Origin of the sequence: Microbacterium sp. SA156, assembly GCF_049065455.1 — a bacterium.
Lineage (GTDB): Bacteria > Actinomycetota > Actinomycetes > Actinomycetales > Microbacteriaceae > Microbacterium > Microbacterium barkeri.
Genome location: NZ_JBAKGU010000010.1, coordinates 61,187 through 76,945, shown reverse-complemented (window position 1 = coordinate 76,945; position 15,759 = coordinate 61,187). Strand labels below are relative to the sequence as shown.

Below are 15,759 nucleotides of genomic sequence, written 5' to 3'. Positions count from 1 at the left end.
GGAAGAGCATGAGCACCAACGACATCCGGGTTCCGGATCGCCCCCGCACGCTGGCCGAGAAGGTCTGGGATGACCACCTCGTCGTGAAGGGCGAGGACGGCCAGCCCGACCTCATCTACATCGATCTCCACCTCGTCCACGAGGTGACGAGCCCGCAGGCGTTCGACGGCCTGCGCGCCGAGGGACGCGGGCTCCGCCGGCTGGATCTGACGATCGCCACGGAGGACCACAACACCCCGACGATCGACATCGACAAGCCGATCGCCGACCTCACGAGCCGCACGCAGATCGAGACGCTGCGTCGCAACGCCGAGGAGTTCGGCGTGCGCCTGCACTCGCTGGGCGACGCCGAGCAGGGCATCGTGCACGTCGTCGGCCCGCAGCTCGGGCTCACGATGCCGGGCATCACGGTCGTGTGCGGCGACAGCCACACGTCGACGCACGGCGCGTTCGGCGCGATGGCGTTCGGCATCGGCACGAGCGAGGTCGAGCACGTGATGGCCACGCAGACCCTCCCGCTCAAGCCCTTCAAGACGATGGCGATCACGGTCGAGGGCGAGCTGAAGCCGGGCGTCACGGCGAAGGACATCATCCTGGCGGTGATCGCGAAGATCGGCACGGGCGGCGGCCAGGGCTACGTGCTCGAGTACCGCGGCAGCGCCATCCGCTCCCTCTCGATGGAGGGGCGCATGACCATCTGCAACATGTCCATCGAGGCCGGGGCGCGCGCCGGCATGGTCGCGCCGGACGAGACGACGTTCGCCTACCTCGAGGGCCGCCCGCACGCACCCCGAGGCAAGGACTGGGACGACGCGGTCGCGTACTGGAAGACGCTGCCCACCGACGAGGGCGCGGTGTTCGACGCCGAGGTCTTCATCGACGCGAACGAGCTCGAGCCGTTCGTCACGTGGGGCACGAACCCCGGTCAGGGCGTCTCGCTGAGCGACGTCGTGCCGGCCGCCGACGACTTCGAGGACCCGAACGAGCGCGCAGCCGCCGAGCGCGCGCTCGAGTACATGGACCTCGTCCCGGGGACCCCGCTCAAGGAGATCCCGGTCGACGCGGTCTTCATGGGCTCGTGCACGAACAGCCGCATCGAGGACCTGCGCGCCTTCGCGTCGATCATCGAGGGCCGCAAGAAGGCCGACGGCGTGCGCGTCATGGTCGTGCCGGGCTCGGCGCGCGTGCGGCTCCAGGCCGAGGCCGAGGGCATCGACCGGATCGTCAAGGAGTTCGGCGGCGAGTGGCGCTTCGCCGGCTGCTCGATGTGCCTGGGCATGAACCCCGACCAGCTCGCGCCGGGCGAGCGCTGCGCGTCCACCTCGAACCGCAACTTCGAGGGGCGCCAGGGCAAGGGCGGGCGCACGCACCTCGTGTCGCCGCTCGTCGCCGCGGCGACGGCCGTGCGCGGCACGCTGTCGAGCCCGTCCGACCTCGCATCCGCCGACCAGCCGGCCCTGTCGGGCGCGGGAGCGTAAGGAGACCGTCATGGAGAAGTTCACCACCCACACCGGGATCGCCGCTCCGCTGAAGCGCTCGAACGTCGACACCGATCAGATCATCCCCGCGGTGTTCCTCAAGCGCGTGACGAAGACGGGCTTCGACGACGCGCTCTTCCACGGCTGGCGCCAGGACCCCGAGTTCGTCCTGAACCAGGAGCCCTACCAGGGCGCATCCATCCTCGTGGCGGGGCCCGACTTCGGCACCGGATCGAGCCGCGAGCACGCCGTCTGGGCGCTGCGCGACTTCGGGTTCAAGGTCGTGCTGAGCCCGCGCTTCGCCGACATCTTCCGCGGCAACTCGGGCAAGCAGGGCCTGCTGACGGGCATCATCTCTGAGGCCGACCTCGAGCGCTTCTGGGCGGCCATCGAGGCGCAGCCCGGCGTGCGGATGACGGTCGACCTCGTCGAGCGAACCGCCGTACTCGGCGACTTCACGGCCGGGTTCGAGATCGACGATTACACTAGGTGGCGGCTCCTCGAGGGGCTCGATGACATCGGGCTCACCCTCCGCAACGAAGACAAGATCGCGGAGTTCGAGGCCCGCCGCGAGGCGTGGCGGCCACGGACGATCCCCGTTCCGTGAGCCCGGGGCTCGGGGCCCCGTCAGCACGGCGGACAACCCGCCAGAACGGTAGTGAGGCCACCAGCACATGACACTCCTGGGCGACACGAAGGTCGCGGGCGCTTCGGCATCCCGCAGCGGCGAAGTGATCGAGATCCGCGGCGGACGTCCGCTGCGCGGGCAGGTCGACGTGCGAGGCGCGAAGAACCTCGCCACCAAGGCCATGGTCGCGTCCCTCCTCGGTGAGACCCCGAGCACCCTGCGCGACGTGCCCGACATCCGCGACGTCGAGGTCGTCCGCTCGCTTCTCGAGGTGCACGGCGTGGCCGTCTCCGAGGGAGAGGAGCCGGGTTCGCTCATCCTCGACCCGAGCGCCGCGAAGTCGGCGAACTTCGAGGAGATCGACGCGCACGCGGGCTCGTCGCGCATCCCCATCCTCTTCTGCGGCCCGCTCCTGCACCTCCTCGGACAGGCGTTCATCCCCGACCTCGGCGGCTGCCGCATCGGCGACCGCCCCATCGACTTCCACCTCGACGCCCTGCGCGCCTTCGGAGCGATCGTCGACAAGCAGCCCAGCGGCATCCGCCTGTCCGCGCCCGAGGGCCTCCACGGCGCCGACATCGAGCTGCCGTACCCGAGCGTGGGCGCGACGGAGCAGGTGCTCCTCACGGCCGTGCGCGCGAACGGCGTCACCGAGCTGCGCAACGCGGCGATCGAGCCCGAGATCATGGACCTGATCGGCGTCCTCCAGAAGATGGGCGCGATCATCTCCTACGAGCCCAACCGCGTCATCTTCATCGAGGGCGTGCAGGAGCTCCGCGGCTACGACCACCGCTCGCTGTTCGACCGCAACGAGGCCGCGTCGTGGGCCTCGGCGGCGCTGGCCACCGACGGCGACATCTTCGTCAAGGGCGCGCGCCAGTACGAGATGCTCACGTTCCTCAACGTCTACCGCAAGGTCGGCGGCGACTTCGACATCACCGACGAGGGCATCCGCTTCCGCCGCGGCGAGGCCCCGCTCAAGCCGGTCATCGTCGAGACCGACGTGCACCCCGGCTTCATGACCGACTGGCAGCAGCCGCTCATCGTCGCGCTCACCCAGGCGCACGGCACGTCCGTCGTGCACGAGACCGTCTACGAGAACCGCTTCGGGTTCATCGAGGCGCTCAACCAGATGGGCGCGGACATCGTCGTGCACCCGCGCGGGCTCGACGGCCCCTACCGTCGCGTGCCGCGTCGCGCGCTCGAGCAGGCCGCGGTCATCACAGGGCCGACGCCGCTGCGCGGCGCCGACATCGTCGTCCCCGACCTCCGGGGCGGATACAGCCACGTCATCGCCGCTCTCACGGCGGAGGGCACGTCGCGCGTGTCGGGCGTCGGCATCATCCGCCGCGGATACGAGAAGTTCTTCGAGAAGCTGACCGCTCTCGGCGCCGACTTCGACGTCGTGGGGTGACGGTGGGCGCTCCCGCCTCACCTGAGAAGAGCCGCCCGAGCATCTTCTGGCCGCTCGCGGCGATCGTCATCCCGCTCGTCGGGCTGCTCGCGCGGATCGAGCTCCGCGGCTCGGAGAACCTGCCCCGTCGCGGTGCGTTCGTCCTCGCGCCGAATCACCACAGCGAGATCGACCCGCTCATCGTCGCGATCGCGACGTGGCGGGCCGGGCGCGCGCCCCGGTTCCTCGCGAAGGAGAGCCTGTTCCGCATCCCCGTCGTCGGATGGGTGCTGAAGGCCTCCGGGATGGTCCCGGTCGCGCGATCCCGCGGCGCGGCCGCGCAGGCGCTCGCGCAGGCGAAGGAGCTCGCCTCGAGCGAGCGCGGCGTGATCGTCTACCCCGAGGGCACCCTCACGCGCGACCCCGGGCTGTGGCCGATGCGCGGCAAGTCGGGCGCGATCCGCCTCGCCCTCGCCGGCGACATCCCGCTCATCCCGCTCGCGCAGTGGGGCACGCAGGCGGTCATGCCGCGCTACGGCAAGCTGTCGCTGCTCCCGCTGCGCAAGCCGATCACCGTCCTCATCGGCGAGCCCCTCGACGTGTCCGACCTGCGCGGGCGGACCGACCAGGCCGCCATCCAGGAGGGCACGGAGCGCCTCATGGCCGCGATCACCGCACTGCTCGAGGAGCTGCGCGGCGAGAAGGCCCCGCCCGAGCGGTGGGACCCGACGCAGCACGGCCAGGCCGAGACGGGCAAGCTGTGATCCCCGAGCGCGTCGTCGTCCTCGGCGCGGGCAGCTGGGGCACGACGTTCGGCAAGATCCTCGCCGACGGCGGCGCCCAGGTCACGATGTGGGCCCGTCGCGCCGAGCTCGCGCACGAGATCGACCAGGCCAAGCGCAACTCGCAGTACCTGTCCGGGATCAACCTGCCCCGGTCCATCCGTGCCACCCACGTCCTCCAGAAGGCCGTCGAGGGCGCAGAGCAGATCTACCTCTCGGTGCCGAGCAAGTCGGCCCGCGACACCCTCAAGCAGCTGCGCCCGCTCATCGGCTCGTCCGACGTGCCGGTCGTGAGCCTCATGAAGGGCGTCGAGAAGAAGTCGGGTCTGCGGATGAGCCAGGTCATCGAGCAGGCGCTCGGCTGCGACCCCGCGCGCATCGCCGTCGCGAGCGGCCCGAACCTCGCGCTCGAGATCGCGCGCGAGCAGCCGACCGCGGCGGTCATCTCGTCGTCGAGCCAGGAGACCGCCGACCGGATCGCGCGCACGGCGCGCAACCGGTACTTCCGCAGCTTCGTCAACACCGACGTCATCGGCACCGAGTTCGGCGGCGTGCTGAAGAACCTCATCGCCGTCGCGATCGGCATCGTCGACGGCGTCGGATACGGCGAGAACACGAAGGCGTCGATCATCACGCGCGGCCTCGTCGAGATGACCGACTTCGCGGTGGCGTACGGCGCGCAGGCCGAGACGATGCAGGGCCTCGCGGGGCTCGGCGACCTCATAGCGACGTGCCAGTCGCCCCTCAGCCGGAACAACACGGCAGGACGTCTGCTCGGGCAGGGCTACACGCTGCAGGACGTCGTGAAGCAGATGGAGCAGACCGCCGAGGGCCTCGGCTCGGTCGCCCCCATCCTCAAGCTCGCGAAGGCGAAGGGCGTCGAGATGCCCATCGTCGAGCAGGTGCGGATGGTGCTCGACGGCACGCTCGATCCGCGCGACATCGCGCCGCACCTCACCACAGACGACGACACCCCCCAGGGCGAGAGGACGACGAATGACGACGGCGACAGTGGCGGTGCTCTTCGGCGGGCGCTCCAGCGAGCACTCCATCTCCTCCGCGACGGCGGGCGGGGTGCTGGGAGCGATCGACCGTGACCGCTACCGCGTGATCCCGATCGGCATCACCCGCGACGGCGTCTTCGTGCTCGAGGACGACGACCCCGGCAAGTTCCGGCTCGACGCCGAGAGGCTGCCGGAGGTCGTCGACAACGGCACGCGGGTGATCTGGCCCGCAGGCGGCGGCGACCGCGTGCTGCGCGTGCGCGACGCGGATGGCCTCGAGCGTGAGCTCGGCGCGGTCGACGCGGTGCTGCCCATCCTGCACGGCCTGCACGGCGAGGACGGCACCATCCAGGGCTTCCTCGACATCCTCGAGCTCCCGTATGCGGGCGGCGGCGTGCTCGACTCCGCCCTGTGCATGGACAAGCACTTCATGAAGATCGCGCTGCAGGCGGCGGGCGTGCCCGTCGCGCCGTGGACGACCGTCCGGCGGTCGCGCTGGAGCACGGCGCCCGACGCCGTCCGCGCCGAGGCCGACGCGCTCGGGTACCCGCTGTTCGTGAAGCCAGCGCGCGCGGGCTCGAGCGTGGGCGTCTCGAAGGCGCACGACGCGTCGGAGCTCGACGAGGCCATGCGCATCGCCTTCGCGGAGGACGACAAGGTGCTCGTCGAGAAGGGCATCGGGGGGCGCGAGATCGAGGTCGCGATGCTCGAGGGCCGCGACGGGGGAGAGGCGCGCGCGTCGCTCCCCGGCGAGATCGTGCTCACGACGCGCGACTTCTACGACTTCGAGGGGAAGTACCTCGGCGGCGAGGGCGTCGACGTCGTGTGCCCTGCCGATCTGTCGGAGGACGAGATCGAGGCGATCCGCGCGGTCGGCATCCGGGCCTTCGAGGCCGTCGACGGACGCGGGCTCGCTCGCGTCGACGTGTTCCTCACGCCCGAGGGCGAGATCGTCGTCAACGAGCTCAACACGATGCCGGGCTTCACGCCGATCTCGATGTTCCCGAAGTGCTGGATCGCGTCCGGGATGACGTACTCCGAGCTCATCACGGAGCTCGTCGAGCTGGGCCGCGCCCGCGCGGCCTGAGCCGGGTCAGTCCTCCGGCTGCGTGCCGGTCGTCGGCGCGTCCTCGCCCTCCGGCGCGGCGTCGGGGTCGGTGCACTGGGCCGCGCGCGGCAGCGTGGAGACCGCGCTGCCGAGCGCGCTGCCCGCGAGCACCGCGTCGGCCGACACGACGGTCGTGTCGACGTAGACCTGCACGGCCGGCTCGCGGCCGTACGTCGTCATGCGCAGATTGGGCCGCTCGCTCTCGTCGACGATCCAGTCGACGCCGTCGATCGTCACGCACTGCTGGGTGGTGGGGGCGGGAGCGTCGTATCCGCACGAGAGGATGACCGCGGTCGGCTCGCCCCACGCCGCGGTCGCCTGAGCGTCGGTCCAGCGGCGCTCGAGGCCCGAGACCGAGTCGGGCATGCGCACGGAGACCTCGGCGCACAGCGGGTCGTTCGCGCGCGGAGCCGCCTCGAGGTGAACGGTCGGCGCGCACCCCGTGAGCGCGACGACGGCGGCGAGGCACGAGACGGCGGCGAGGCGGCGGTTCACCCCACCAGCCTACGTTCGGGCGTCCTGGGCGTTCGCCTACGCTGGAGGGATGCATGAGGATCCCACGGTCGGCGAGCTGAGCGAGGGCGAGATCCTCCGACGGATCCTGGCGCGCACGGGCCGCGCGGGCGCGGGCCTCGTCGGGCCCGGCGACGACGCCGCGGTCGTCGCCGCGCCGTCCGGGTCGGTCGTGGCGACGACCGACACGCTCATCCACGGACCGGACTTCCGGCTGGCGTGGTCGAGCGGCTACGACCTCGGCTGGAAGTCGGCCGCCGTCAATCTCGCCGATGTCGCGGCCATGGGGGCGCGGCCGACGGCGCTCCTCGTCGCGCTCGCGATGCCCAACGACACCCGCGCGTCGTTCGTGGAGGCTCTCGCCGACGGCCTCCGCGACGCGTGCGACGCCCTCGCGCCCGGCTGCGCCGTCGTGGGCGGCGACCTCACCGCGAGCGACGTGCTCACGATCGCCGTGACCGCCCTCGGAGACCTCGAGGGACGCGCCCCCGTGCTGCGCTCGGGCGCCCGCGCGGGCGACGTCGTCGCGATCGCGGGGGAGCTCGGCCGAGCCGCGCGGGGCCTGCAGGTGCTCTTCGCGCGCTTCCGCGACGCCGATGGCGCACCCCTGCCCGTCGACCCCGCCCTGCTGCGGGACGGCGACACGGGCGTCCTCGAGGCGCAGCTGCGGCCCGCTCCGCCGATCGGCCTCGGGCCGTTCGCCGCGCGCGCCGGCGCGACCGCCATGATGGACGTCTCGGATGGCCTCGCGCTCGACGCGCGGCGGATGGCCGACGCCTCGGCGGTCACGATCGCGATCGACAGCGCCGACCTCGGGGACGATCCGCGGATCGCGCTCGAGGGCGGGGAGGACCACGCGCTGCTGGCGACCTTCCCGGCCGGCGCCCTGCCCCCCGGATTCCGCCCGATCGGACGCGTCATCCCGCGCGACGAGGCATCGGTCCACGTGGACGGCGTGCCGTACCTCGGCGCGGGCGGCTGGGATCCGTACCGCGATTGGGATGCGGCCGCGGGCTGACGACGCTCAGGCGCTGAGCGGCTCGCCCCACCACAGGGTCGTGTCGCCGTACGCCTTCTCGCGCCACGCGGAGAGGCCGGCGGCGGCCCAGTCGGGGGAACCGGAGCGCGTCGCGCGCTCGACGATCACGAGCGCGCCCGGCGCGAGCAGCGGCGCGAGCAGCGCGAGGTCGTCGTCGAGGTCGCGCGGCGGCAGGTCGTAGGGCGGGTCGAGGAACGCGATGTCGATGCCGGGCGCCGTGCCGCGGAGGAAGGCGCGCACCGCGATGGGGTGGACGCGCACGCGGGGCGCGCTCGAGCCCATCGCGCGCCGCACGACCTCGACGTTCCGCTTCACGATCTCGGCCGCCGGCCGGGACCGCTCGACGAGGTCGACCGACGCGGCGCCGCGGCTCGCGCACTCGAGACCGAGCGCTCCCGATCCCGCGTACAGATCGACGACCGCGGCGCCCTCGATGAGGCCGGTGTCCTCGAGCGCGCCGAACAGCGACTCGCGCACGCGGTCGCTCGTGGGGCGGGTGCCCGAGCGCGGCACGTCGAGCCGGGCGCCGCCCGCGCGGCCCGCGATGATCCTCGTCACCCTGCCACGATATCCTCGGCGGGCGCGGCGTCCGCGTCCGGGGCCCCTTCTAGACTCGACGCATGCCGCTCTCGCTCGACTCCTCGCTCACGGAGGCCGTCGGCGCGAAGTCCGCCGGCCTGCTCTCGCGGGCGTTCGGGATGGCGACCGTGGGCGACCTGCTCGCGCACTACCCGCGCCGCTACATGAGCAGGGGCGAGCTCACCCCCATCCGCGACCTCCCGCTCGGTGAGACGGTCACGATCGTCGCCGAGGTGCGGCGCGTGCAGTCGCGCCCCATGCGCAGCCGCGGCGGGCGCCTCCTCGAGGTGATCATCGGCGACGGCCAGGGTGAGATGTCGCTCACGTTCTTCAATCAGGACTGGCGCGAGCGCGAGCTCCGGCCGGGTCGTCGCGGCGTCTTCTCGGGCAAGGTGGGCGAGTACCGTCGCGAGCGTCAGTTCTCGCATCCCGCGTACGAGCTCTTCGACGACGAGGGCGATGCCGATGCGCGCGCGCAGGAGTTCGCCGGCCGGCTCATCCCCGTGTATCCCGCGACCTCCGCGCTCACGAGCTGGGCCATCCAGAAGCTCGTGGAGCAGTGCCTGACCCGCCTCGGCGACGTGCCCGAGCCGCTCCCCGACGACCTGCGGGAGCGGGAGGGGCTCATGGGCGCGCGCGACGCGCTCGACGGCGTGCACCGACCCGCGAACGAGGGGCACGCCTACAGCGCGCGCAAGGCGCTGCGGTGGCACGAGGCGCTCGTGCTCCAGACGGCACTCGCTCAGCAGCGCCGTGACGTCAGGGCTCTCGCAGCCACGCGCCGCGAGGCGCAGCCGGGCGGCCTGCTCGAGCGCTTCGACGCGGCGCTGCCGTTCGCGCTGACCGACGACCAGCGCGAGACCGGCGAGCGGATCGCGGCCGACCTCGTCGCCGGATGGCCGATGAACCGGCTCGTGCAGGGCGAGGTGGGGTCGGGCAAGACGCTCGTCGCGCTGCGCGCCATGCTGCAGGTGGCCGAGTCCGGCGGCCAGGCGGCGCTGATCGCGCCGACCGAGGTGCTCGCCGGCCAGCATCTGCGCTCCATCACGCGCATGCTCGGGCCGCAGCTGGCTCCCGAGGTCATGCCCACGCTCCTCACCGGCCAGATGCCGGCGGCGGCGCGACGGAAGGCCGCGCTCCGCGTGGCGTCGGGTCAGTCGCGCATCGTCGTCGGCACGCACGCCCTGCTCAGCGAGGGCACGACGTTCGCCGACCTCGGGCTCGTCGTCGTCGACGAGCAGCACCGGTTCGGCGTCGAGCAGCGGGAGACCCTGCGCGCGAAGGGAACGAGTCCGCACGCCCTCGTCCTCACCGCCACGCCCATCCCGCGCACCGTCGCGATGACGGTCTTCGGCGACCTCGACGTGTCGACCATCCGCACGATGCCCGCGGGCCGCGCCGGCATCGAGACCTTCGTCGCTCCGGTCGCCGAGCGCCCGCGCTGGTTCGACCGGGTCTGGGAGCGCGTCGCCGAGGAGGTCGAGAAGGGGCACCAGGTCTTCGTCGTGTGCCCCGCGATCGACGTCGCGGCGAAGGGCAAGGCCGCCGCCGAGGACGACGCCCCGGAGGCCACCGCGGAGGAGGGCGGCTCCGGCCCGCGCTGGGGCGTCGCGCAGGTCGCCGAGATGCTCGGGCGGCACCCCGCGGTCGGGCGGCTCAGGCTCGCGACCCTGCACGGCCGCATGCCGGGCGAGGAGAAGGACCGCATCATGCAGGAGTTCGCGGCCGCCCGCGTCGACGTGCTCATCGCGACGACCGTGATCGAGGTCGGCGTCGACGTCCCGAACGCGTCGACCATGGTCATCCTCGATGCCGACCGCTTCGGCGTCTCCCAGCTCCACCAGCTGCGCGGACGCGTCGGACGCGGGGGAGTGCCCGGACTCTGCCTGCTCGTGACGGAGGCGACAGAGGGAACGCCGGCGCGCGAGCGCGTCGAGGCGGTCGCGGCGACGCTCGACGGGTTCGCGCTCGCGGAGGTCGATCTCGAGCTGCGCGGCGAGGGCGACGTGCTCGGAGAGGCGCAGTCGGGCGTGCGCTCATCGCTTCGGCTGCTCCGCGTGGTCAAGGACCAGGCGCTCATCGCCCTGGCGCGGGAGGAAGCCGACCGCGTCCTCGCGGCGGACCCCGACCTCGCCCGGCATCCCGGACTCGCCGACGCCCTGGCGCGCCGGGTCACGCAGGAGGAGCGCGCGGCCCTGAGCAAGAGCTGAGCATGCGCCCCGCGCGGCGTGTCGCGGGCGCGGCGCTGCCCGGGCGCGGATGGGGCTCCTGGCTAGGCTGGATCGCATGAGCAACCGGATCGCCGTCGTCCCGGGGTCCTTCGACCCGCCCACCCTCGGTCACCTGGACGTCATCCGGCGTGCCGCCTCGCTCTACGACGAGCTCCACGTGCTGGTCGTGCACAACCCCGACAAGGAGGGGATGCTGCCGATCGCGCTGCGGCTGCAGCTTCTCGAGCAGTCGGTCGAGGAGGCGCAGATCCCCGGCAAGGTCATCGTCGGATCGTGGAGCGTGGGCCTGCTCGTCGACTACGCGCAGGAGGTGGGCGCCGGCGTGCTCGTGAAGGGCATCCGCTCGCAGGGCGACGTCGCGTACGAGACGCCCATGGCGGTCGTCAACAACCACCTCGCCGGCGTCGAGACGGTGTTCCTCCTCGCCGATCCCGCCCACTCGGTCGTGTCGAGCTCGCTCGTGCGCCAGGTGGCCGGCCTGGGCGGGGACGTCTCGCCCTACGTGCCGGCGGCGGTCGCCCGCTACCTCCGCAGCGCGACCTCGAAGGACTTCTGACCGCGCGTCCCTGCGCGCGCCACGGCCCTCGTCGTCCCGGGCGCGACTACGATTGATCCCCGTGAGAACGCGTAAAACCGGGCCCTTCGTGCTGCCCGTCCGCGACATCGTCCGCAAGCCGGGCGAGATGCGCGAGCACACGCTGACCATCCCCGCACCCGAGCAGTGGGGCGAGGGGATCGTCTCGATCCCGGAGGGGAAGGAGCTCGAGCTCGACGTCCGTCTCGAATCCGTGCACGAGGGCATCCTCGTGTCGGGGGAGCTCGACACGGAGTTCGAGGGGGTGTGCGGTCGATGCCTTCGCGACATCGCCGAACCGCTCGAAGTCGAGTTCCAGGAGCTTTTCGAGTATCCTGGTGAGGAAACTGCTGACTTCGAGGTTCAAGACGACCACGTGGATCTTGAAACTCTGGTCAGGGATGCGGTCGTCTTGTCGCTTCCGTTTCAGCCGGTGTGTCAGCCGGATTGCCCCGGCCTCGACCCGGTCACGGGCGAGCGGCTGACGCAGAGCCCCGGCACCGCGCAGCAGGCGCCTGTCGATCCTCGGTGGGCCGCGCTCCGAGAACTCACAGACCAGAATGGATCGGCGGACTCCGCCGCCCCGAGCACAGAAGAGAGCTAGTCATGGCAGGTAACCCCCCGAAGCGGAAGGTCTCCCGTTCGAACACCCGCTCGCGTCGCGCGCAGTGGAAGGCGGAGGCTCCGGCCCTCGTCAAGACGGTGGAGAACGGCAAGGTCGTCTACAGCCGCCCGCACCAGGCCAAGGTCGTCACCGACTCGCAGGGCACCGAGCTGTTCCTCGAGTACAAGGGCCGCAAGGTCGCCGACGCCTGAGTGGCGGATACGACTCCGTGGCGCGCATGCGGCCACTCTCCGAGAAGCTCGGCGTCGAGATCGACGCCGAGCTTCTCGCTTTGGCCATGACACACCGCTCGTACGCGTACGAGCACGGCGGCATCCCGCATAACGAGCGACTCGAGTTCCTCGGCGACTCGGTGCTCGGGCTGGCCGTCACCACCATGCTGTATCGCCGGTTCCCCGACCTCGACGAGGGCGCGCTCGCGAAGCGCCGCGCCAGCGTCGTCTCGACCGTCGCCCTCGCGGAGGTCGCACGCGGCATCGGCCTCGGCGAGCACCTCCGTCTCGGCCGCGGCGAGGAGCAGACGGGCGGCCGCGACAAGGACTCGATCCTCGCCGATGCGACCGAAGCCGTGTTCGGCGCCGCGTACCTGTCGGCGGGGCCCGAGGAGGCGTCGGCCCTCGTGCTGCGCCTCATCGAGCCGCTCCTGGAGAACCCCGAGCGCTACGGCGCGGCGATCGACCCGAAGACGAGCCTTCAGGAGCTCGCCGCGCGCCTCGGCCTGGGAGCGCCGTCGTACTCGGTCGCTTCTCGCGGCCCCGACCACGACCGTCGCTTCACTGCCACGGTCGAGGTCGGCGATCACGCCTCGACCGGCGAGGGCACGAGCAAGAAGCAGGCCGAGATGGCCGCGGCTCTCACGGCCTGGCACGCGCTCAGCGCGCGGACCGTCGGTGCCTGAGCTCCCCGAGGTCGAGGTCGTGCGAGCGGGCCTCGAGCCCGCCGTGGTGGGATCGACCATCGCGGGAGTCGAGGTGCTCGACGGCCGTGCGCTCACCCGGCACGTGGGCTCCCACGACGACTTCACCGCGCGCCTGAGCGGACGCGCCGTGACGGCCGCCGTGCGTCGCGGCAAGTTCCTCTGGCTTCTGCTCGAGTCGGCGGCGATCGAGCCGGCGGAGGCGCTCATCGGGCACCTCGGCATGAGCGGGCAGCTGCTCCTGCGCGCACCCGGCGCTCCGCGCGAGCGCCACGAGCGCGTGCGGCTCGCGATCGACCATCCGGCTCACGGCGAGCTCGCCGTCGTGTTCGCGGATCAGCGGACGTTCGGATCGCTCGCCGTCGACGCGCTCGTGCCGACGGCGGATGGCGCGCCGGGCGGATGGGGGAGCGATGCGCCCCTCGTGGCATCGCAGGCCGCGCACATCGCGCGCGATCCGCTGGATCCCGCGTTCGACGACGCCGCGTTCGCGCGAGGGCTCGCCCGCCGCAGGTCGGCGATCAAGCGCGTGCTGCTCGATCAGACGGTCGTGAGCGGCATCGGCAACATCTACGCGGACGAGGCGCTCTGGGCCGCGCGCATCCATCCGGAGACGCCCGCGTCGGCGCTCTCGACGCGGGCCGTCCGCACGCTGCTCGCCGAGATCCGCGCGGTGCTGCAGAAGGCCCTCGCGGAGGGCGGCACGAGCTTCGACGCGCAGTACGTGAACGTCAACGGGCAGGCCGGGTACTTTTCTCGCAGTCTTCAGGTATATGGCCGCGAAGGCGAGCTCTGCGGACGTTGCGAGAAGCCGATCAGACGCGTTTCATTCATGAATCGATCTTCACATTTTTGCCCGGTTTGCCAGCGAAAACGGTGATCTGAGCAGTCTTGGACACGTGAACGTGAACGGGAAGTCACACGATGCGGCGGATGTCCACGGGCTCGACCCTACGGCGCGCCGACGGACCGTACGGTCGCCAGGAGGCACGTGTAATCGTCTCAGGCGGACGCTATGTCTGTCCCGGCCGCCCGTACTTTTGCCTGTTCTTCGAGCGGAAACAGTGATGCAACCAGTGTTGGACACGTGAACGTCAACGGGAGATGATGCCGTCGAGGGACGCGATCCGGTAAACGGCGCCTCAGGGCTACGGCTCCACTATCGGGTCGTTGCCGGTGCTCAATCAGGTCGACGGTGCGCTCGGTTACGGCAACTGGCGCTCGTTCCCGGTGCCGATCTCGTTGCGGCTCGACGATTCGTTCGACGTCACCCGCACACCACAGCTCGCTGACGACCGCCCATTCGCGTTCGTGTGCGCAACCTCGGGCTACCCGTGGCGGCTGCGGTCCTCGTGTTCTTCGAGCCCGAGACCCGCACGACTGCGCCCGTCATCGCTGTGCGGGCGCTCGACGCGGACGAGATACCGCCAGTCGTCGGAGGCGCGGTGTACGAGCCGCGGGGATGTTGAGCGTCGCCGATTGGTGGGGCGACTCGATCCGGCGGGAACGTCGACCCTTTCAGCTCCGGGAACGGCATCGGGGCCGAGGACCCGTTCGTATTCCATTGATCGACTCTACGCACGTCCCAACTCTGGCGGCCGCTAAATGCCCTCGGCGAGGGGAGCGCTGATTACGCTGACGGAGTCAGGATCTAGTCCGAGGAGGTGCGAACGCTGTGCCGTGGAGAGGTCAGTCATCTCCGAATTCGAAGCGAAGATGACGCAGCAGGTGACCTCGGTGTCTTTCGACGAGCGCCAGAGGACGCCAAGCACGGGCCCGGTTGGATCGTCGAGTTCATACCGGAAGAACTCGGAGATGATCTGCGTCGGGATGTAGTCGAGATCGAGGCGGTCGGTCGGGTCGGCGACGCGGCGAACATCTTCAATGAAGTCGTGCATGAACCGTATCGCCGGTCGACGGTGCCGGTCCTCAACGTCGAACAGCGACGGAACGCGAGGAGCGTTGGTCAGGTCAACAACAGTAATGTCGCGAAGCAACTCGAACTGACCGATGGTCCCGACGTGCCTAGGATCTGCGTAGCTTGCGACCTCGCGCTGGGCGCCCAGCGCGGTAGACGCCCCATAGAACGCACCGATTCCCTTGCCGCTCATTCGATTGTCGCGGGCAACGCTGTCGGGCGGCGTACCTAGGTCTCCAGCTGTCTCATAGGTTTCGTTCGCGTCGTGCGGTCGCAGTCTCCACCATTTCGTCCCGGCGGGTAGCGTTCGCACTTGACCGGCCTCGCTCACCGCGTTGAGCACGGCAGCCGGCACGTCGTTGATCGTGATCTCGCCAGCGCCCTGGCTCGCCGTGGGGCCCTGAAGTAGAAACGAGTATCGCCGCCGATGCTTTACGTGGTCACGGAACTCTGACCACCCGTATCGAAGAGCGTCTGCTGGCGCGACGGCGTAGGGGTCGCGCTGGACCCATTCAGATTGTCCAATCGCGGTGGCGAGGTCACTAATGAGTTCCCCGTCTTCGGTGACCTCGTGTGTTTCGAGGAGATCGTAGGTGTCATCGAGTGCCATCTGGAAGCCGCCGTCGGCGGACGACCAGAGGACCTGTTCCACGGGGTCTTCATATTCGGTCCGAAAGCCGTCGACGATCAGGTCGAGGATGACTGAGACGGGCGCGCTCGCGTCGGGCGGGGTGGGACGCGAGTCGCAGTAGTCGCAGACTGCAGAGCAGTCGTCGGCTCGAATACCCTTGACGAGCGCGTAGTCCGTGACGCATCGAGTGCAGACAACCTTGTCCACATCGTTCCACCCGCGCGCCTCGATCTCTTCGAGCCATCGCTTCATTTGGCCCACCGGACCACCATCCCGTGCATTAGACGCATGGGAGTCACCCTAGTGGCCGTATCAAGGCGCCTTTTCGACGCGCGCCAAG

16 protein-coding genes are annotated in these 15,759 nt (G+C 70.9%); 13 read left to right on the top strand and 3 right to left on the bottom strand.

The window, feature by feature from the left end; all coding sequences use genetic code 11:
- Window positions 1-8 precede the first annotated feature (8 nt).
- The 6 genes from leuC to ACOWU6_RS10890 all read left to right on the top strand — a co-directional run bounded on the left by leuC (window position 9) and on the right by ACOWU6_RS10890 (window position 6,372).
- Window positions 9-1,478 (top strand): 3-isopropylmalate dehydratase large subunit, encoded by a 1,470-nt coding sequence (gene leuC / locus ACOWU6_RS10915; RefSeq protein WP_271171675.1) that lies wholly within the window; start codon window positions 9-11, stop codon window positions 1,476-1,478.
- Window positions 1,479-1,488: 10 nt separating this feature from the next.
- Complete coding sequence (leuD, locus tag ACOWU6_RS10910; RefSeq protein WP_271171676.1) at window positions 1,489-2,085, top strand: 3-isopropylmalate dehydratase small subunit; 597 nt, start codon at window positions 1,489-1,491, stop codon at window positions 2,083-2,085.
- Between the two features lie 67 nt (window positions 2,086-2,152).
- Window positions 2,153-3,520: a UDP-N-acetylglucosamine 1-carboxyvinyltransferase gene (murA, locus tag ACOWU6_RS10905; protein WP_282977567.1), complete on the top strand. Its 1,368-nt coding sequence runs from the start codon at window positions 2,153-2,155 to the stop codon at window positions 3,518-3,520.
- Window positions 3,517-4,263: a lysophospholipid acyltransferase family protein gene (locus ACOWU6_RS10900; RefSeq protein WP_271171678.1), complete on the top strand. Its 747-nt coding sequence runs from the start codon at window positions 3,517-3,519 to the stop codon at window positions 4,261-4,263. The genes murA and ACOWU6_RS10900 overlap by 4 nt, the downstream gene beginning before the upstream one ends.
- A complete protein-coding gene (locus ACOWU6_RS10895; RefSeq protein WP_374727769.1) occupies window positions 4,263-5,378 on the top strand; it encodes an NAD(P)H-dependent glycerol-3-phosphate dehydrogenase in 1,116 nt (371 codons plus the stop codon). The genes ACOWU6_RS10900 and ACOWU6_RS10895 overlap by 1 nt, the downstream gene beginning before the upstream one ends.
- Window positions 5,278-6,372, top strand: coding sequence for a D-alanine--D-alanine ligase family protein (locus ACOWU6_RS10890; RefSeq protein ID WP_324011475.1), 1,095 nt, complete (start codon window positions 5,278-5,280; stop codon window positions 6,370-6,372). Before ACOWU6_RS10895 ends, ACOWU6_RS10890 begins: the two co-directional genes overlap by 101 nt.
- 6 nt (window positions 6,373-6,378) lie before the next feature.
- Here ACOWU6_RS10890 and ACOWU6_RS10885 read toward each other — a convergent pair whose 3' ends face one another.
- Complete coding sequence (locus tag ACOWU6_RS10885) at window positions 6,379-6,888, bottom strand: DUF3515 family protein (protein ID WP_421075689.1); 510 nt, start codon at window positions 6,886-6,888, stop codon at window positions 6,379-6,381.
- Window positions 6,889-6,937: 49 nt separating this feature from the next.
- Here ACOWU6_RS10885 and thiL point away from each other — a divergent pair, with 49 nt between their 5' ends.
- Window positions 6,938-7,924 (top strand): thiamine-phosphate kinase, encoded by a 987-nt coding sequence (gene thiL, locus ACOWU6_RS10880; protein ID WP_421075688.1) that lies wholly within the window; start codon window positions 6,938-6,940, stop codon window positions 7,922-7,924.
- A 6-nt stretch (window positions 7,925-7,930) separates the two neighbouring features.
- On the opposite strand, the gene ACOWU6_RS10875 is transcribed toward thiL, so the two are convergent.
- Window positions 7,931-8,503 (bottom strand): RsmD family RNA methyltransferase, encoded by a 573-nt coding sequence (locus ACOWU6_RS10875; RefSeq protein WP_421075687.1) that lies wholly within the window; start codon window positions 8,501-8,503, stop codon window positions 7,931-7,933.
- Window positions 8,504-8,565: 62 nt separating this feature from the next.
- On the opposite strand from ACOWU6_RS10875, the gene ACOWU6_RS10870 reads away from it, so the two are divergent.
- From ACOWU6_RS10870 to mutM, 6 genes are all read left to right on the top strand, one after another.
- Window positions 8,566-10,734, top strand: a complete 2,169-nt coding sequence (locus tag ACOWU6_RS10870) for an ATP-dependent DNA helicase RecG (protein WP_421075686.1) — start codon at window positions 8,566-8,568, stop codon at window positions 10,732-10,734.
- A 76-nt stretch (window positions 10,735-10,810) separates the two neighbouring features.
- Window positions 10,811-11,311, top strand: coding sequence for a pantetheine-phosphate adenylyltransferase (gene coaD, locus ACOWU6_RS10865; RefSeq protein ID WP_271171685.1), 501 nt, complete (start codon window positions 10,811-10,813; stop codon window positions 11,309-11,311).
- Between the two features lie 127 nt (window positions 11,312-11,438).
- Window positions 11,439-11,933 (top strand): YceD family protein, encoded by a 495-nt coding sequence (locus tag ACOWU6_RS10860; protein WP_271172174.1) that lies wholly within the window; start codon window positions 11,439-11,441, stop codon window positions 11,931-11,933.
- Between the two features lie 2 nt (window positions 11,934-11,935).
- Complete coding sequence (gene rpmF / locus ACOWU6_RS10855) at window positions 11,936-12,145, top strand: 50S ribosomal protein L32 (RefSeq protein WP_172989695.1); 210 nt, start codon at window positions 11,936-11,938, stop codon at window positions 12,143-12,145.
- Between the two features lie 26 nt (window positions 12,146-12,171).
- Window positions 12,172-12,852 carry a ribonuclease III gene (gene rnc, locus ACOWU6_RS10850; protein WP_282977575.1) on the top strand — a complete coding sequence of 227 codons (681 nt, stop codon included), beginning with the start codon at window positions 12,172-12,174 and terminating at the stop codon, window positions 12,850-12,852.
- A complete protein-coding gene (gene mutM / locus ACOWU6_RS10845; protein ID WP_421075685.1) occupies window positions 12,845-13,750 on the top strand; it encodes a bifunctional DNA-formamidopyrimidine glycosylase/DNA-(apurinic or apyrimidinic site) lyase in 906 nt (301 codons plus the stop codon). Before rnc ends, mutM begins: the two co-directional genes overlap by 8 nt.
- 721 nt (window positions 13,751-14,471) lie before the next feature.
- Here mutM and ACOWU6_RS10840 read toward each other — a convergent pair.
- Window positions 14,472-15,671 carry a HEPN-associated N-terminal domain-containing protein gene (locus ACOWU6_RS10840; RefSeq protein WP_421075684.1) on the bottom strand — a complete coding sequence of 400 codons (1,200 nt, stop codon included), beginning with the start codon at window positions 15,669-15,671 and terminating at the stop codon, window positions 14,472-14,474.
- Between the last annotated feature and the right edge of the window lie 88 nt (window positions 15,672-15,759).